The organism is Nonomuraea sp. NPDC054003 (genome assembly GCF_055585125.1).
Genome location: NZ_JBVJKR010000009.1, coordinates 158,911 through 176,079, shown reverse-complemented (window position 1 = coordinate 176,079; position 17,169 = coordinate 158,911). Strand labels below are relative to the sequence as shown.

17 protein-coding genes and 1 tRNA gene are annotated in these 17,169 nt (G+C 71.3%); 7 read left to right on the top strand and 11 right to left on the bottom strand.

Annotated features, from left to right (window positions below; all coding sequences use genetic code 11):
- Positions 1 to 130 precede the first annotated feature (130 nt).
- Both ACZ6YG_RS24585 and ACZ6YG_RS24580 read left to right on the top strand, forming a co-directional pair.
- On the top strand, positions 131 to 256 hold the full coding sequence (locus ACZ6YG_RS24585) for a hypothetical protein (RefSeq protein ID WP_466019313.1): 126 nt from the start codon (positions 131 to 133) through the stop codon (positions 254 to 256).
- A 10-nt stretch (positions 257 to 266) separates the two neighbouring features.
- Positions 267 to 698, top strand: a complete 432-nt coding sequence (locus tag ACZ6YG_RS24580; RefSeq protein WP_148029152.1) for a hypothetical protein — start codon at positions 267 to 269, stop codon at positions 696 to 698.
- On the opposite strand, the gene ACZ6YG_RS24575 is transcribed toward ACZ6YG_RS24580, so the two are convergent.
- The gene (locus ACZ6YG_RS24575; protein ID WP_345482904.1) at positions 699 to 1,838 is read right to left on the bottom strand and encodes a cystathionine gamma-synthase; all 1,140 of its coding nucleotides are present in this window, start codon (positions 1,836 to 1,838) and stop codon (positions 699 to 701) included.
- Between the two features lie 123 nt (positions 1,839 to 1,961).
- On the bottom strand, positions 1,962 to 2,159 hold the full coding sequence (locus tag ACZ6YG_RS24570) for a hypothetical protein (RefSeq protein WP_148029150.1): 198 nt from the start codon (positions 2,157 to 2,159) through the stop codon (positions 1,962 to 1,964).
- Positions 2,160 to 2,298: 139 nt separating this feature from the next.
- Here ACZ6YG_RS24570 and ACZ6YG_RS24565 point away from each other — a divergent pair, with 139 nt between their 5' ends.
- Positions 2,299 to 3,456: a sensor histidine kinase gene (locus tag ACZ6YG_RS24565; protein WP_397199203.1), complete on the top strand. Its 1,158-nt coding sequence runs from the start codon at positions 2,299 to 2,301 to the stop codon at positions 3,454 to 3,456.
- On the opposite strand, the gene ACZ6YG_RS24560 is transcribed toward ACZ6YG_RS24565, so the two are convergent.
- Positions 3,445 to 6,489, bottom strand: coding sequence for an AfsR/SARP family transcriptional regulator (locus ACZ6YG_RS24560; RefSeq protein ID WP_466019312.1), 3,045 nt, complete (start codon positions 6,487 to 6,489; stop codon positions 3,445 to 3,447). The genes ACZ6YG_RS24565 and ACZ6YG_RS24560 overlap by 12 nt on opposite strands.
- Before the next feature lie 65 nt (positions 6,490 to 6,554).
- Between ACZ6YG_RS24560 and ACZ6YG_RS24555 the strand changes: the two genes are divergently transcribed.
- A complete protein-coding gene (locus ACZ6YG_RS24555) occupies positions 6,555 to 7,415 on the top strand; it encodes an NAD(P)-dependent oxidoreductase (protein ID WP_397199205.1) in 861 nt (286 codons plus the stop codon).
- Between the two features lie 39 nt (positions 7,416 to 7,454).
- Here the strand turns inward: ACZ6YG_RS24555 and ACZ6YG_RS24550 are convergent, their stop codons facing one another.
- Complete coding sequence (locus ACZ6YG_RS24550; RefSeq protein WP_466019311.1) at positions 7,455 to 8,825, bottom strand: cystathionine beta-synthase; 1,371 nt, start codon at positions 8,823 to 8,825, stop codon at positions 7,455 to 7,457.
- 128 nt (positions 8,826 to 8,953) lie between these two features.
- On the opposite strand from ACZ6YG_RS24550, the gene ACZ6YG_RS24545 reads away from it, so the two are divergent.
- The 3 genes from ACZ6YG_RS24545 (at position 8,954) to ACZ6YG_RS24535 (ending at position 12,658) form a co-directional block, all read left to right on the top strand.
- On the top strand, positions 8,954 to 9,940 hold the full coding sequence (locus ACZ6YG_RS24545; protein WP_148029145.1) for an SGNH/GDSL hydrolase family protein: 987 nt from the start codon (positions 8,954 to 8,956) through the stop codon (positions 9,938 to 9,940).
- A gap of 58 nt (positions 9,941 to 9,998) precedes the next feature.
- Positions 9,999 to 11,333 (top strand): PQQ-like beta-propeller repeat protein, encoded by a 1,335-nt coding sequence (locus ACZ6YG_RS24540; protein ID WP_261808293.1) that lies wholly within the window; start codon positions 9,999 to 10,001, stop codon positions 11,331 to 11,333.
- Positions 11,334 to 11,440: 107 nt separating this feature from the next.
- Entirely contained in the window at positions 11,441 to 12,658 is a 1,218-nt protein-coding gene (locus ACZ6YG_RS24535) for an acetyl-CoA C-acetyltransferase (protein WP_466019310.1), read from the top strand.
- A gap of 22 nt (positions 12,659 to 12,680) precedes the next feature.
- Here the strand turns inward: ACZ6YG_RS24535 and ACZ6YG_RS24530 are convergent, their stop codons facing one another.
- From ACZ6YG_RS24530 to ACZ6YG_RS24500, 7 genes are all read right to left on the bottom strand, one after another.
- Entirely contained in the window at positions 12,681 to 13,091 is a 411-nt protein-coding gene (locus ACZ6YG_RS24530) for a PPOX class F420-dependent oxidoreductase (protein WP_148029142.1), read from the bottom strand.
- A 126-nt stretch (positions 13,092 to 13,217) separates the two neighbouring features.
- On the bottom strand, positions 13,218 to 13,451 hold the full coding sequence (locus ACZ6YG_RS24525; RefSeq protein ID WP_148029141.1) for a DUF4287 domain-containing protein: 234 nt from the start codon (positions 13,449 to 13,451) through the stop codon (positions 13,218 to 13,220).
- Positions 13,452 to 13,609: 158 nt separating this feature from the next.
- Positions 13,610 to 14,398, bottom strand: a complete 789-nt coding sequence (locus tag ACZ6YG_RS24520) for a Bax inhibitor-1/YccA family protein (RefSeq protein WP_148029140.1) — start codon at positions 14,396 to 14,398, stop codon at positions 13,610 to 13,612.
- Positions 14,399 to 14,566: 168 nt separating this feature from the next.
- Positions 14,567 to 14,639, bottom strand: a tRNA-Leu gene (locus ACZ6YG_RS24515).
- A 49-nt stretch (positions 14,640 to 14,688) separates the two neighbouring features.
- On the bottom strand, positions 14,689 to 15,201 hold the full coding sequence (locus tag ACZ6YG_RS24510; RefSeq protein ID WP_148029139.1) for a peptide deformylase: 513 nt from the start codon (positions 15,199 to 15,201) through the stop codon (positions 14,689 to 14,691).
- A gap of 35 nt (positions 15,202 to 15,236) precedes the next feature.
- Positions 15,237 to 15,749 carry a glycine cleavage system transcriptional repressor gene (locus ACZ6YG_RS24505; protein ID WP_148029138.1) on the bottom strand — a complete coding sequence of 171 codons (513 nt, stop codon included), beginning with the start codon at positions 15,747 to 15,749 and terminating at the stop codon, positions 15,237 to 15,239.
- Between the two features lie 75 nt (positions 15,750 to 15,824).
- Complete coding sequence (locus ACZ6YG_RS24500; RefSeq protein ID WP_148029137.1) at positions 15,825 to 17,141, bottom strand: NAD(P)/FAD-dependent oxidoreductase; 1,317 nt, start codon at positions 17,139 to 17,141, stop codon at positions 15,825 to 15,827.
- Positions 17,142 to 17,169 lie beyond the last annotated feature (28 nt).

Below are 17,169 nucleotides of genomic sequence, written 5' to 3'. Positions count from 1 at the left end.
CCCTTGTGCCCTAAGAGTAAGGAAAAAGCAGCGGTCAATAACCCTACCCGCGATGAACGGATGCCGTCGCCCGCGCATCTAGTCATTACGGGCGATATTCGCTTCGTTTACGGGGAAGGAGGGAGCACCTATGTTCGCCATGATTGTTTTGATCGCGCTGATGGTCGTCGCCGTCACAGCCATGGAGTTGATCATGCGCAGCTCCCCCGAGGGCAAAGAGAGTGTCGAGTCTCCCTTCGAGATCGTCGGGGACTAGTCTCTCCCGCATGTCGACCCTGTTTCTTCTGCTGCACGTCGGGTTCGCGATCTTCACCCTCGGCCCGCTGACCGCGGCCCTCATGGCCGCGCCGCGTGCCATCAGGGGCAAGAACGTGCCCGTGCTGCGCAACATCGAGCGCACGACCCGGATCTACGGTTTCGCGTCGCTGGGCGTGTTCGTGTTCGGCCTGGTCCTCGGCATCGTCATGGGCGGCGGTGTGCTCGGCCGGTGGTACATGAGCGCCTCGATGACGCTGTTCATCGTCGGGATCGTGCTGCTGTTCCTCATCGACCGTGACCTGCGCGCCGCCACGAAGGCCCTCGCCAGCGAGGACACCGGTGACGACGCGCAGGTCCAGAACGGCCGGATCGCCGCGATCGGCGGCCTGCTGGCGCTGATCTGGCTGGTGATCCTGGTCCTGATGATCGTGCCTGAGTGATCAGGCGAGGGCCCGGGTGAGGTCGGCGAGCAGGTCGTCGACCGTCTCGATGCCCACCGACAGGCGCACCAGGTCGTCCGGCACCTCCAGCGGGGAACCGGCCGCCGAGGCGTGCGTCATCCTGCCCGGGTGCTCGATGAGCGACTCGACCCCGCCGAGCGACTCGCCCAGCGTGAACAGCTCGGTGCGGCCGCACACGTCGACGGCCTCCTGCGCGCCGCCGGCCACCCTGAACGACACCATGCCGCCGAAGCGCCGCATCTGCTTGGCCGCGGTCTCGTGGCCGGGGTGCTCGGCGAGCCCCGGGTAGAGCACCTCGGTCACCTTCGGGTGCGCCAGCAGCAGGTCGACGACCCGCTCGGCGTTGTCGCAGTGACGGTCCATGCGCACGCCGAGCGTCTTGAGCCCGCGCAGCGTCAGCCACGCGTCGAACGGCCCGGCCACCGCGCCCATCGCGTTCTGGTGGTAGGCCAGCTCCTCGCCCAGCTCCCGGTCGGCGGCCACCAGCGCGCCGCCGATCACGTCGGAGTGGCCGCCGATGTACTTCGTCGTGGAGTGCACGACCACGTCGGCGCCGAGCGCGAGCGGCTGCTGGAGGTACGGCGAGGCGAAGGTGTTGTCGACGACCAGCAGCGCGCCGTTGTCGTGGGCGAGCTGGGCCAGCGCCGCGATGTCGTTGACGCCGAGCAGCGGGTTGGTCGGCGTCTCCACCCAGACGACCTTCGTCTTCTGGGTCATCGCCGCCGCCACCGCGTCGAGGTCGCCGAGCGGCACCGGGTCGAAGTGCAGGTCCCAGCGCTCGTAGACCTTCGAGAACAGCCGGTAGGTGCCGCCGTACGCGTCGTTCGGGATGATCACGTGGTCCTGCGGCCGGCACACCGCGCGGAGCAGCGCGTCCTCGGCGGCCAGGCCGGAGGCGAACGCCAGCCCGCGCGTCCCGCCCTCCACCGCGGCCAGCGCCTCCTCCAGCGCGGTCCTGGTGGGGTTGGCCGAGCGGCTGTATTCGTAGCCGTTGCGCAGGCCGCCCACGCCGTCCTGCTTGTAGGTGGACGTGGCGTATATGGGCGGCACCACCGCGCCGGTCACGGGGTCCGGGTCCTGACCTGCGTGGATCGCCAAAGTTTCGAAACCATTGGTCATACCGCCACGGTAACGGACCCGGCCCGCGATCCGGTCCCCTGCGGATCGCGGGCCGGGCCCCGGCGCCGTTCCCCGACGGCGCCATGGACGCTCGCGGCCCCTGCGAAGGCGCGAGCCCGTCTCTCAGGCCGCCGTGTGCTCCTCCGCCAGGCGGGTCTCGCGGCGCGGCAGCGGGACCACGCGGTCCTGGTCGATGTAACGGCCGCTCGCCCCCTGGGCGGGCTCGCCGTTGATACGGGAGAGCAGCACGGGGTCGGTCAGCGCCAGCAGCACCCCGACGAGGAGCCCGGCACCCAGCAGGACGAATCCGATCGTCACCATTTCTTGCCCCCTTCTCGGACATATCCAGAATCGGGCAACGGAGGGCTGTGGCGCCTCGGCTGAAGTGCCGGTCCGCGCGGCGGGGGGTCAGCCGAATGACTGATACGACTTATCCGACTTGCGACTTACTCTCAAGGGCGTGGGGGACTCCAAACGCGTCGTGTACTGGGTCCGCCGGCTGAGCGAGATCGCCATGCTCGGCTGGCTGGGCCTGATGCTCCTGGCCGACCTCGCGGTCGCCGCCGGCGGCCTCGGCGGCGGCCTGCAGTGGCTCGTGTTCGTCGCCGGCAACGCGGGCATCGCCGCCGTGATCCTCCGCCGCCGCCACCGCGTCGAGACGTACGGGATCATGCTGTGCCTGTCGTTCGCCGTGTCGGTGCTCATGGGGGTGACCGGGACCTCCGGCGTGCCGGGGGCGGCGGAGACGGGCGCGCTGCTCATCCTGATGCTGGGCGTGCTCCGCCACGTCGAGCCGGTCAGGGACGCGGCGATGCTCGCCGTCGCCGGGCTGATCGTGCTCATGGCCGAGTCCATCGGCCGGGCGTCCACCATGGAATCGCTCGCCTACTCGTTCATGCTGTTCGCCGGCTGGTCGACGATCGCGGGCGTCGGCGGCTACCTCCGCTTCCAGCAGGAGCGCCGCAAGGAGGCCGTGCACTCCGTACGGCGCGCCGAACGGCTGGAGCTGGCCAGGGAACTGCACGACCTGGTGGCCCACCACATCACCGGCATCGTCGTCCAGGCCCAGGCGGCGCGCACCGTCGCCACGACCAGGCCGGAGGCGGTCCTGCCCGCGCTGGACGCCATCGCCGCGGCGGGCGGCGACGCGCTGACCTCCATGCGCCGGATGGTGACCGTGCTCCGCGCCGAGGAGGCGGCCCGCACGCCCGGCAGCTCGCTGGCGGACCTGCGGCTGCTCACCGAGCGGTTCTCGGCGGAGGGGCCCAAGGTGGCGTTCGAGATCGGCTCCGGGATCGACGACCGGACTCTGCCGCCCGAGGTCCTCACCACCCTGCACCGGGTGCTCCAGGAGGCGCTCACCAACATCCGCAAGCACGCCCAGCAGACCGCGTGGGTCGAGGCCGACCTGAGGCGCCACGACACGGCGGTGGTGCTGCGCGTACGCAACCACGGCTCGGCCGCCAACCCCCGCCTGGCCCGCCTGGGCGGCGGCTTCGGCCTGGTGGGCATGGCCGAACGCGTCGAAGCCCTCGGCGGCCGCCTGCACGCCGGCCCCACCCCCGAAGGCGCCTGGCAGGTCACCGCGGAGTTCCCGCTCTCCTGGTCAGGAGCCTGACCCGTACGCCTGGCGGAACCGCTCCTCGCCCAGGGCCGCGAGGGTTCTGGCCGTGATCCGGTCGACGTCGTGGCGCTCGCCGTGGGCGAGCGGGGTGCCCACGGCCTCACGGAGCGCCGCCGCACGGCCCAGGAGCGTCGCGGCGCGGCCGGGGTCGCCCGCCAGCGAGTACGCTCCCGCCAGCCCTTCCAGAGCGAGCGCCTCGGCCCTGGGCTCGCCGAGGGCGGCGTCGTAGCCCTCCCGGTGCAGGGCCAGGGCCGTCTCCGCGTCGCCCCGCTGCTCGGCGGCGAAGCCGAGCTCCGCCAGGAAGAACGCCAGGCCCGGCGTGCCCCCCACCTCGCGCAGCCAGCCCAGCCATCGCACCAGCAGTTCCTCGGCACGCTCGTACCGCCCCTGCCGCCGGGCGCTCATGGCCAGGCCCAGCTCGGCGTGCTCCTCCGCCGACTTGTACGACTGCTCGACGGCCAGGCGGCGGGCCCGCTCGTGGTAGTCGTCGGCGCGGGCGTGGTCCCCGGCAAGCAGCGCGATCCGCCCGACGGCCGACAGCCTGAACGAGACCTCGGAGCCCAGCTCCTCGGCCAGCTTCAGCTCCTCGTGCCGCAGCCGCTCGGCCTCGGCGTAGTCGCCGCGCTTCTCGGCCAGCCGGTCGAGGCTGTCCATCGCCTCGATCTGCCCCCACCCGTCACCGAGTTCGCGGAAGATCGCCAGGCTGCGCTCGGCGTCGCGGCGCATCCCCGGCAGGTCACCGCGCCGCTCGGCCAGCTTGGACCTGAGTGCCAGCACCGCGGCCACGCCCCACCGGTCGCCCAGCTCCTCGTACGCCCGCAGCGCCCGCCCCGCCGCCTCCTCGTGCGCGGCGAGGTCCCCGTACGCCCACCGCACGTGGCTGAGGAACCAACCGGCCAGCGCCCGGCCTCCCAGGTCCAGATCCTCGTACGGGACGGGCGTCGCGGTCTCCCCGGTCGCCATCGTCACCCCGGCCAGCCACACGGCCGCCCGCGCCCGCTCCTGCCTGCCCACGGCCGCCTCCGGGCCGGTGGAGGCGAGGGCCGCCGCCAGGGAGCGGCGGGCCTCGCCCAGCCTGCCCCGCAGGAACCAGTACCAGGCGAGGGCGTTCACCAGGCGCAGCGGGTCCGGCCTGGCGAGGGCGCGCCGGAAGTTGGCGCTCTCCTGGTCCAACCGGGTCAGCCACTCGCGTTGCCGCCGCCCGCGCAGCTCGGCCCGCTCGGCGAGCCGGGTGTAGTGGCGCGCGTGCCGCTCCCTGATCAGGTCGTCCTCGCCCGCCTCCCGCAACCGCTCCACGCAGTACGCCGACACCGACTCCAGCAGCCGGTAACGCGGTCCCGGGATGACCAGGGACCGCTGGACCAGCCGTACCAGCACGTCCACCACGTCCACGCCGGGCTCCGCGCAGACCTCCTCGGCCGCCTCCAGCGTGCACCCGTCGGCGTGCGCGGCCAGCCGCCGCAGCACGATCCGCTCGGGCCCGGACAGCAGCTCCCAGCTCCAGTCGATCATCGCCCGGAGAGTCCGCTGCCGGGCGGGCGCGTCCCGCATGCCGGAGTTCAGCAGCCGGAACCGGTCGTCGAGCCGGGCGGCCAGTGCCTCGACGCCGAGCGCCCGTACCCGGGTGGCCGCCAGCTCCAGCGCCAGCGGGATGCCGTCGAGCCGCTCGCAGATGGCGGCCACGGCCGGACCGGGCTCGATCCCCGCGCGATCGGTGAACAGGCGCACCGCCGCGTCCCCGGAAAGGGGCGCCACCACCCTGACGTGCTCGCCCGTGACGCCGAGCGGCTCCTGCCCGGTGACCAGCACGTCCAGTCCGGGCGCGGCCTTGAGCAGCGCGGAGACCACCTCGGCCGCCTGCTCGACCAGGTGCTCGCAGTTGTCGACGACCAGCAGCGTGCGCCGGGCCGCCAGCACGCGCGCCAGCCGGGGCAGCAGCGGCCCTGACGCGTCGTCCCGCACCCCGAGCGCTCCCGCGATCGCCTCGGCCACGTCCCCCGCGCCGATCAGCTCGACCAGCCACACGCCGCCGGGGTACACCTCCGGCGAGGTCAGCCCGCCCGCCGCCGCCACGGCCAGCCGGGTCTTGCCCACCCCGCCGGGCCCGGCGAGCGTCACCAGCCGCCTCTCCCCGAGCAGGGCGCGCACCTCGGCCACGTCACCGTCCCGGCCGATCAGATCAGTGACGGGTGCGGGCAGATTGGTGCGCGCGCCCGGAGAACCGTCCACCGTACGAGAAGCGCCGGCCTGAGACGAGCCGGGTTGGAACAGGGCGGCATGAGACGGGGAGGTGCGGCGGGTCGGGAGGGACGGGTCCTGGCGGAGGATGGCCTGGTGCAGGTCCCTCACCTCGGGGGCGGGGTCGACGCCCAGTTCCTCGGCGAGCCGGGCGCGCAAGGCGGCGAAGGCCGCCAGGGCCTCGCTCTGGCGGCCGTCCCGGTACAGGGCCCGCATGTGGAGGGCGGTGAGGCGCTCGCGCAGCGGCTGCTCCGCCATCAGCGTGCCCAGGTCGACGGGCTCGCCGAGGGTCAGCCGGATCTCCGACAGCTCCTCCAGCGCCGTCAACCGCTGCTCGCCGAGGCGGGCGATCTCCGCGGTGGCGAAGCCCTCGTCGGCGAAGTCGGCGTACGCGGGCCCGCGCCACAGCGCGAGGGCCTCCTCGACGACCGCGGCGCGCTCCGGCGCCCCTCCCCCAGGAGAGGCGGGGACGCGAGAGGTGAGCAGGGTACGGAAGAGGGCCGCGTCCACCGTCACCCCGTCGAGGCGGTACCCGGAAGGGCCGTGGCGCACCAGCGACGGCGAGCCCAGGGCGCGGCGGAGCTGGGAGACGCGGGCCTGGAGGGTGGCCGCGGGGTCGCGCGGCGGCCGGTCGCCCCAGAGGTCGTCGATCAGGCGGTCCGCCGGAACAGGGCCGCCATCGCGCGCCACCAGGGCCGCCAGCAGCACGCGTACCTTGCGATCGGGCACCCGCAGCGGCGCGCCGGCGTCCGACCACGCCTCCAGCGGCCCCAGCACTCCGATGCGCACCACGTCATGGTCAACCCGTGGCAGGCCGTAAGGATTTCCGAAGGGGCCGGCAACAGTCTGGACCCATGAGTGAAGTGACAGTGATCGGCCTGGGGCCGATGGGATCGGCCATGGCCGAGACGTTCCTGGCGGCGGGCCACGAGGTGACCGTGTGGAACCGTACCGCGAGCAAGGCGGACCCGCTGGTGGCCAAGGGCGCCACGCGGGCGGCCACCCCCGCGACGGGCGAGTTGCTGGTGATCAGCCAGACCGCCTACCAGGCGATGTACGAGAGTCTCGGCGAGGCGAGGCTGGACGGGAAGACGCTGGTCAACCTGAGCTCCGGCACCCCCGACGAGCTACGGGAGGCGGCCGGGTGGGTGGCGGAGCGGGGCGGCACGCTGGTCACGGCGGGCATCATGGTGCCGCCGCCCGGGATCGGCCAACCTGGCGCGTACACGTTCTACAGCGGGCCGAAGGAGGCGCTCGACCGGTACGCGGGCACCCTGGAGGCGCTGTCCGAGGTGACGTACGTGGGCGAGGACCCAGGGCTGGCGATGATGTACTACCAGGCCCAGCTGCTGATGTTCTGGTCGTCGCTGACGAGCTTCATGTACGCGGCCGCGCTGGTGGGGACGGCGGGGGTGCGGCCGACGGCGTTCGCGCCCCTCGCCCAGGGGCTCCACGGCGAGCTGGCCGCCGACGGCCCCATGGGCTACATCAGGATCCTGAGCGAGGAGCTGGAGTCGGGCGTCTATCCGGGCGACGAGAACAGCCTGCACATGCAGGCCGTCGGCATGGGCCACGTGGTGGAGACGCTGCGCGCCGCCGGGCTGGAGACCACGGTGCCGGAGGCCCTGCACAGGCTGTTCGCCCGCGCCGACGCCGAGGGACACGGCCACGAGGGCATCACCGCCGTGGTCGAGTCGATCAGGAAGCCGGAGTGAAGGGAACCCGCTCAGCTCCGTGAGCGGGTTCCCCGGTGACTAGTGGTTGGCCAGGAAGGCGAGCAGGTCCTGCCGGGTGAGGAGCCCGGCGGGCTTGCCCTCCTCCAGCACCACCGCGGCGTCGGCCTTCTCCAGCGCCTCGACCGCCCGCGACACCGGCTCGCCACTGCCGATCATGGGCAGCGGCGACGACATGTGGTCGGCGATCGGGTCGTCGGAGGAGAGCTTGCCGCGGTAGAGCGCCTCCAGCAGGTCGCGCTCCACGATGGAGCCGACCACCTCGGCCGCCATGACCGGCGGCTCCTCCTTCATGACCGGGAGCTGGGAGACCGAGTATTCGCGCATGATGGAGATCGCGGTGCCGACCGACTCGTGCGGGTGGGCGTGCACGAACTTGGGCAGCCCCTCGCCCTTGCGGGCCAGCACGTCGCCCACCAGCTCCTCCTCCGAGGAGGTGGTGAGGAAGCCGTAGTCGGCCATCCAGTCGTCGTTGAAGATCTTGGACAGGTAGCCGCGGCCGCCGTCGGGCAGCAGCACCACGATCACGTCGTCCGGCGCGGCCTTGGCCGCCACCTGGAGCGCCGCCACCACGGCCATCCCGCACGAGCCGCCGACGAGCAGCCCTTCCTCGCGGGCGAGCCTGCGGGTCATGTTGAACGAGTCCTTGTCGGACACCGCGATGATCTCGTCGCAGATGCCGGTGTCGTAGGTGTCGGGCCAGATGTCCTCGCCCACGCCCTCCACCAGATAGGGCCTGCCGGAGCCGCCCGAGTAGACCGAACCCTCGGGGTCGGCTCCGATGATCTTGATCCGGCCGCCGGAGACCTCCTTGAGGTAGCGGCCGGTGCCGCTGATCGTGCCGCCGGTGCCGATGCCGGCCACGAAGTGGGTGATCCGGCCCTCGGTCTGCTCCCAGATCTCGGGGCCGGTGGAGTGGTAGTGGGACTCCGGGTTGTCGACGTTGGAGTACTGGTCGGGCTTCCAGGCGTTCGGGATCTCCGCGGCCAGCCGGTCGGACACCGAGTAGTAGGACTCGGGGTGGTCGGGCGCGACCGCGGTCGGGCAGACCACCACCTCGGCCCCGTACGCGCGCAGCACCGCGATCTTGTCGTGGGCCACCTTGTCGGGCACCACGAACAGGCACCGGTAGCCCTTCTGCTGGGCCACGATGGCCAGGCCCACGCCGGTGTTGCCGGACGTCGGCTCGACGATGACGCCTCCGGGCCGGAGTGCGCCGGAGGCCTCGGCGGCCTCGATCATGCGGACCGCGATGCGGTCCTTCACCGAGCCGCCCGGGTTGAAGTACTCGACCTTGGCGAGCACCTGAGCGGGCAGCCCCGACGAGACCTTGTGCAGGCGGACGAGCGGCGTGTTGCCTATGAGCTCGACCAGGGAATCATGTACGCGCACCGAGGTGTTCACCTTCTTTGCCGAAGCTTGGTCAGCCGATTCGTGGCCGGGAACCCGTGAGGGTGGCGGGCACTCAGCTAGTTTCAACCAAACGCTACCGCCGAGCTGGGGTGGAGGGGAAAACGCACGTGGTGTGGGCAGCGGGCGCGGCGCGGGCCGCGCGCAGGATCGCGGCCGCGGCGGCGCTCGGGGGCGGCGGGCTCACGGCTCTCGGCGCGACCGCGTACGCGTTGCTGATCGCCGAGGGCCTGCTGGCCCGCCGCACGATCGGCACCCCGCACGGCCTGTACGGCCCGTCGTCCGACGGCGTCTACGGCGACTATCCGGGCCCGCCGCTCAAGATGGCCATGCTCGGCGACTCCACCTCCGTCGGGCTGGGCATGACCGATCCGGGCAAGACGCCCGGCGTCCTGATCGCCTGCGGGCTCGCGGCCGTCGCCGAGCGGCCGGTGGAGCTGCGGGTCGTCGGCAAGTCCGGGGCTCCCTCCGCCGAGCTGGGCGAGCAGGTGGACGCGGTGCTGCCGATGCGGCCCGACGTCGCCGTGATCTTCGTGGGCGCGAACGACGTCATCACCAAGACGCCGCCGGCCACCGCCGTCCGCCACCTGATCAAGGCGGTGCGGCGGTTGCGCGAGTCGGGCGCCGAGGTGATCGTCGGCACCTGTCCCGACCTGGGCACGGTCCGGCCGATCGCGCAGCCGCTGCGCTGGGTGGCGCGCCGCTGGAGCCGCCAGATCGCCGCCGCGCAGACGGTCGCGGTGGTCGAGGCGGGCGGGCGTACGGTGGCGTTCGCCGGTCTCCTGGGCAAGGAATTCCACGCAAATCCGGGCGAGATGTTCGGACCGGATCGTTTCCATCCATCTGACCGAGGTTATGCACAGGCTGCTTACGCGGTGCTACCTTCTGTATGCGCCGCGCTGGGGTTGTGGCCCGAGCCGCGACCCGAGCCCGGCGAAGGACTGCAACCGATCTACATCGCGGCGGCGACGGCCGCGGAGGAGCCCGGCACCGAGGTTTCGGCAACCCAGGTCGACGGGCGGACGACCGGCACCCACGGCAGGTGGGCGACGTTGTTCCGCCGTCGTCGGCTCGGGGGGCAGCTCAACGACGCCTAGATCCGGTCACTCTCCGAGCCGGAGCCGTCACTCGGTGTCCCTTTGGAGGGATTTGCCCGTGCTCCGGCCTTCCGCTCTCGCCCTCGCCGGCACCCTGGCCCTGGCCGGCTGCTCCGGCAGCGACGCCGCCACCGCCGACTTCCCGACCTGGCACAACCCCGCCGTCAACGCGGTCAGCCGGATGGCCACGGCCGGCGGGGTGGTGACCACCACCTCCATGAAGTCCGACGGCACGCTGGAGACCGTCGCCCTCGGCCTGTCCGACGGCAAGAAGCTCTGGGCCCACCCCGCGACCATGGCGGGCCGCCTCCCCGGCATGGGCGTCTCCGCCCCCGCCATCGTCGAGACGACGGGCGGCCAGGCGATCGTCGCGGCCCTCGACCCGGCGAAGAAGGGCCGCTGGAAGGCGACGCTCATCGTCCGCGACGCCCGCACCGGCGAGCAGAAGTGGACCCGCCCGGTCCACTCCACGTTCGGCCCGCAGCGCTGCGGCCCCTACCTGTGCATGTCCGAGCACACCGCGCTGTCCTCGGCCCGCGTGGTGGTCCTCGACCCGGCCACCGGCAAGCAGCTGTGGAAGCTGCCCGGCATCGCCGAGGTCGAGTGGTCCGACTCCCAGCAGGTCGTGATGCTCCGGCTGGCCGCCAACCCGACGCTCGAGTCGTACGAGCTCAAGACCGGCAAGCTGCGGTGGCAGCAGCCGATCGAGCAGGCGCTCGGGCCGGGCATCGACCTGTCGGGCGGCTGGGCGTTCGGCGCCAGCGGCGACGACCTGATCGGCTACGTCGCCCCCTACACCAACCCGCAGACGAAGAAGACCTCGGCGTTCGGGCTGTTCTCGGTGAAGATCAGCGACGGCACGATCAACTGGATGCGGCCCTCGGTGGTGCGCGTCTACCCTAGCGGCAGCCCCGGCTACGCCCCCGTGGTGCGGCCGGTCGACCAGCGCGGCGCCTACGGCGGGTTCGCCAGGCTCGACGCCGGCAACGGGCGCGTCATCGGCCAGATCACGGCGGCCGACGTGCCGGGCTCGGGCTGGTGGCTGGCGTTCCCCAACCACATGGACAAGCTCGGGTTCCTCAAGCACGGCCACAAGGGCACCGCGTTCGACCTGGTCAGCGGGAAGCCGGTGGCCGTCGAGGACCAGCGCGGGTGGTCCTTCTGCGTGACCGACCCCAAGCCGCTGCCCCTGCGCGGGCAGGCGCCCGGCTTCTACTCCATCGCCGCCGTGTGCGAGTTCGACCTGGCGTCGGGCAAGCGGATCGCCGACGCGTCCGCCCCGCCGTCCTGGTTCACCGGCAGCCAGCAGGGCTGGCGGCTGTGGCGCGACGAGAAGGGCGCCATGCACGCCGTCCACGACGGCACCGCGCCCACTCCGGGGATGTACGGCTGACCTTCCTGGGCGCCTTACGTCCCGATCACGCGATAAGGCAGGGGCCCTGATGTCGGGGAAATGGTATTGGAATATAGTTCTAATACTGTGCCGACAAAGGAGGGGCCATGCCCGAGGCCGTCATCGTAGCCACCGCCCGCTCGCCCATCGGGCGGGCCTTCAAGGGGTCGCTGAAGGATATGCGCCCCGACGACATGACCGTTCAGATGATCCAGGCGGCCCTGGCCAAGGTGCCCCAGCTCGACCCGCACTCCATCGACGACATCATGCTGGGCTGCGGCCTGCCCGGCGGGGAGCAGGGCTACAACATGGGCCGCGTGGTCGCGGTGATGCTGGGCCTGGACGACGTGCCCGGCACCACCGTCACCCGCTACTGCTCGTCGTCGCTCCAGACGACCCGGATGGCGTTCCACGCGATCAAGGCCGGTGAGGGCGACGTGTTCGTCTCCGCCGGCGTGGAGGCGGTCTCCCGGTTCGCCAAGGGCAACTCCGACTCCCTGCCCGACACCATGAACCCGATCTTCGGCGAGGCCGGTGAGCGGACCAAGTCGTACGCCGCCAGCGGCAAGACCTGGCATGACCCGCGCGAGGACGACCAGGTGCCCGACGTCTACATCGCGATGGGCCAGACGGCCGAGAACGTCGCCCAGCTCAAGTCCGTCAGCCGCCAGGAGCAGGACGAGTTCGGCGTGCGGTCGCAGAACCTCGCGGAGAAGGCGCTGGCCGACGGGTTCTGGCAGAAGGACATCACGCCGCTGACGCTGCCCGACGGCACCGTGGTCAGCAAGGACGACGGCCCGCGCGCCGGCACCACCTACGAGAAGGTCTCGACCCTGCAGCCGGTCTTCCGTCCGGACGGCACGATCACGGCGGGCAACTGCTGCGCGCTCAACGACGGCGCGGCCGCGGTGGTCGTGATGAGCGACACGAAGGCCGCGGAGCTCGGCATCACCCCGCTGGCCAGGATCGTCTCGACGGGCGTCTCCGGCCTGTCGCCGGAGATCATGGGCCTGGGCCCGGTGGAGGCCAGCAAGCAGGCCCTCGCCCGGGCCGGCATGGCGATCGAGGACGTCGACCTGGTGGAGATCAACGAGGCGTTCGCCGCCCAGGTCATCCCGTCCTACCGCGAGCTCGGCATCGACGTCGACCGCCTCAACGTGAACGGCGGCGCGATCGCGGTCGGGCACCCGTTCGGCATGACGGGCGCCCGCATCACCTCGACGCTGATCAACAGCCTCCAGCACCACGACAAGACGATCGGCCTGGAGACCATGTGCGTGGGCGGCGGCCAGGGCATGGCGCTGCTCCTTGAGCGCCTGAGCTGACGACCGCGAGTGAGGGCCGGGCTCAGCCGTGGAAGTCGGGCCCGGCCCGCTCCGGCGTGATGCGCAGGACCACCCGCCGTTCGCGGACCATGGCCGCGCGGTAGTCGTCCCAGTCGGGGTGCTCGCCGGAGATGTCGCGGTAGTAGGACACCAGGTGGTCCATGGCCTCGGGCAGGGAGATGATCTCCGCGGTGCCCTCGACCTGGATCCACTGGCCGTAGAAGGCGTCGGTGAAGGCGCAGATGGCCACGTGGGGGTCCCTGCGCGCGTTGCGGGTCTTGACCGCCGTCTCCCTGGAGCTGACGACGATGCGGCCCTCGGCGTCGACGCCGACGACGACCGGTGACATCTGCGGCCGTCCGTCGGCGTGCCGGGTCAGCAGGACGGCCCTGTGGTTGCGGGCGAGGAACTCTCGCGCTGTCTGCAGATCCATGGGGATCATCGTACGGAGCGGCGTCGTGGAGGAGGTCGCCGTGCCGTCGTGATCCCGTCGTGATGTCCCGAGGGGGCATGCCTGCGCCCGTGCCGCGGCACGGGCGCAGGGTAGGCGGTGGGGGCTCTAGATGAAGCCCATGCGGTTACGGCGGAACCGCTCGTGCTCGTGAACGATCGCGGCGGCGTAGCCGTGGGTCAGCCCGTGCTCGTCGGCGAGCCAGTTGGCCCGCTCGGCGCACCTCAGGAAGGACGGGCCGTTGTCGATGGCTTGGAACCACTCTGGGAGTTCGCGTCCCGTGATGGCAGGGACTCTGGCGATCAGCTTCGTCTGCGTCTCCGGTGAGTGGTTCAAGGACATGGGCACCTCCACGGATTAAGGTCCTTTGCTTGACACTGCAACACCACTTGCGGAAAGGCAAGACCCCAGTTCGCGATCCTTTTGTTACGGCAGGTGGATTTCCGGTCGCACAAAGAGAGGGCCCCGCCGAACGGCGAGGCCCTCTGGTGCTGACGGTGTCAGTCGCTACTGGTGAAGTAGCTGATGAGGCGGAGCATCTCGATGTAGATCCACACCAGGCTCAGCGTGAGGCCGAAGGCGCACTGCCAGGCGAACTTCTCCGGGGCGCCCTGCTTGACGCCCTGCTCGACCGAGTCGAAGTCGAGGAGCAGGAAGAAGCAGCCGAGCAGGATCATCGCGACGCTGAAGACGATGGCCAGCGGGCCGCCGTCACGCAGGCCCAGGCCGCCCTCGACGAAGAAGCCGGCGATCAGGTTGACCAGGATCAGGCCGAGCGCCGCGACCGCCGCCGCGACGACGTACTTGACCAGCTTGGGGGTGACGCGGATGATGCGCAGCGTGTAGACGGCGAGTGTGCCGGCGAACGCCATGGCGGTGGCGAGCACCGCCTGGACCACGATGCCGTTGATCTGCGAGTCGAACACACTGCTCACGGCGCCGAGGAAGACGCCCTGGAAGGCGGCGTAGCCCAGGATGAGCGCCGGGTTGGTGCTCATCGTGAACGAGGCGATCAGGCCGAGGACCAGGGCCACGATGGCGGAGCCGATGGCCACGGCCAGGGGGACGTCGAGATACCACGAGGCGGCCGCCGCCACGACGAGCGTGCCCAGCGTCATGAAGCCGCGGACCACCACGTCGTCGATGGTCATCGTGCGGTAGGCGGGCTGCGCCGGGGGGGCGTACGACGGAGAGTCGTACATGTTCTGCAACTGCTGTGGGGTCGGGGTCGCCTGGCTGCCCCAGCCTGCCGACTGTGACCTACTGAATACGGGGTTCTTGCTCTGCATCGCTGCCTCCTGCGCCGAGCCTATGGGACCGGGCGGCACCTAGGTCAACTAGCGCTCAGATCTATGTAGCTTCGAGACTTCAGCAGGGAGGTCAACGTACGTGACGCTCCGGAAGTTCCCGACGAGGTAAAGCCGAAATTCGCTGCATTTCCCGTGGTAGAGAGCCGGTGCCCCCGGCGGGATTCGAACCCGCACCGCAACCCTTTTAAGGGGTTTGCCTCTGCCATTGGGCTACGGGGGCGCCGCAATCATACGAAACGGACCATGCTTCCGGTGGGCACAACTTCGCATCACCCGCCACATCTGTGAAGTCTGCGGTGAAGTGATAGGGCTCCGGACACTCTGTCCAGGAAGAGTATGCCGTCCAGATGGTCCAGTTGGTGCTGAATACACCTGGCTTCGAATGCGTCAGCTTCGATGGTGACGGGCTCTCCGCTTCCTGGCAAACGCCCACGTACGGTGATATGTGTGGCCCGCCGGACATCGGCGGTGAGGTCCGCGACGGAGGCGCAGCCCTCGCGCCCCGAGTCCCAGCGGGCGGCCTCCGCGAGGCGAGGATTGACCACCACGAGCTCTCCCGCCCAGGACCGGGTCCGCGGGTGGCTGCGGGCGTCGAAGGCGATCAGGCGCCAGCTCAGGCCGATCTGGGGCGCCGACAGCCCGGTGGCGGGCTCGCGGCGGAGGGTGGCGAGGAGGTCGGCCGCGGCGGACACGACCGCCGGCGCGGTGGGGTCGACCTCCTCGGCCGGCGACGACAGGACGGGATGGGGGGCGGGCAGCACCGGCCGCGCCGTCCCCGTCACGCCGGAAGTCTGCGCCCCGGGCGCCCCGGAGCCCGTCACAGCAGATCGGGTTCGACGGGGCGGAAGGTGATCTCGGAGTCGAGCCCGGCTCCGACGGCGGCCAGCCGCCGCATCAGGTCGGCCACGTCCACCTTCTCCGGCAGCTCGACGTCGGCGATGAGCACGTACAGGCGGCCGGTGAGCCGGGTGCTCATCCCGGTGATGTTGCCGCCGTCGGCGGCGAGCACGGTGCTGATCCCTGAGATGATGCCCGGCCGGTCGGGACCGTGCACGGTGAGCACGTAGCCGAGGCCGTTCTCCCGGCGGCGGAAGTCGCGGCGGGCCGCGACGGCGGCGGCCGTCACCACCAGGTCCGGCGCCGTGAGGTGCTTGGTCAGCTCGTCGGCGCTCAGCTCGCCGTTGACCAGCAGCATCATGGCGACGTGCCCGCCCAGCAACGTCATCGTGGAGTCCTGGATGTTGGCCCCGCACCCGGCCAGCGCCCCGGTGACCGCGGCGATCACTCCCGGCCGGTCCACGCCCAGCACGGTCACCGCTGACAGCCCCACCCGCGATCCCCCTCCGATCGGCCGGTGGGCGCCGGCACGCCCCGGCGCTCACCGGGGCGCGTCGCCGATCCGGGCTCAGCGGCGCATCGTCGCGACCGCGGCCCTGAAGCCCTCGCGCGGGTGTTCCATCTCACCCAGGGAGATGGTCTCCCGCTTGAAGAACAGGGCCAGGGTCCAGTCGACGACGACGCGGACCTTGCGGTTCAGCGTCGGCACCCGCGACAGATGGTAAGTGCGGTGCATGAACCATGCAGGGAATCCGCGAAGCTTGATGCCATAGACGTTGGCCACGCCCTGATGCAGGCCCAGACCGGCGACCGATCCGACGTACTTGTGGCTGTATTCGGCCAGTTCCTGCCCGCGGAGGTAGCGGACGATGTTGTCGCCGAGCACCTTGGCCTGGCGGACCGCATGCTGGGCGTTGGGCGCGCAGAACTCGCCCGGGTTCGTCAGGTCGGGCACCGCCGCCAGGTCGCCCGCCGCGAAGGCGCCGGGGGTGTCCTCGACGGCGAGAGTGGCCAGGGTCCTGATCCGGCCGCGCTCGTCGAGCGGCAGGTCGCTGGAGCTGACGACCGGGCTGGGCTTGACGCCGGCCGTCCAGACGAGCGTCTCGGCGTCGAACTCGGTGCCGTCCGACAGCACCACGTGGCCGCCCGCGCAGGACTCCAGCCGGGTCTCCAGCCGGACGTCGATGCCGCGCTCGCGCAGCTGCTCCAGCGTCCACTTGCCCATTTCGGGGCCGACCTCGGGCAGCACCCGGTTCGTCGCCTCGACGAGCACCCAGCGGACGTCCGACGGCTTGATGTTGCGGTAGTAGCGGGTGGAGTCCTTGGCCATGTCCTCCAGCTCGGCCAGCGCCTCCACGCCGGCGAAGCCCGCGCCCACGACCACGAAGGTCAGCGCCCTGCGGCGCACCTCGGGGTCGTCGGTCGACTCGGCCACGTCGAGCAGGTGGAGCACCCTGTTGCGGAGCGCGATGGCCTCGCCGACGGTCTTGAATCCGATGCCGATGTCGGTGAGCCCGGGGATCGGCAGCGTACGGGAGATCGAGCCCGCCGCCATGACGACCACGTCGTAGGCGAGGTCGCGCGCGTCGCCCTCGGGCGGCTGGAAGGTGACGGTCCTGGCCGCGTGGTTGACCTTGGTCACCCGTCCGTTGAGTATCCGCACCTTGGGCAGCACCCGCCGGAGCGGGGCCACCATGTGCCGGGGCGAGAGGTTGCCCGCCGCGGCCTCCGGCAGGAACGGCTGGTAGGTCATGTAGGACTGGGGATCGATGATCGTGATGCTGACGGAGCCGTCGCGCAGCTCCCGGCGCAGGCCGCGCTGCAGGCGCAGTGCCGTGTAGAGGCCGACGTACCCACCGCCGACGATCAAGATGTGCTTGTTCATCCTGAAGCCCCATCCCTCGTGGAGTGCT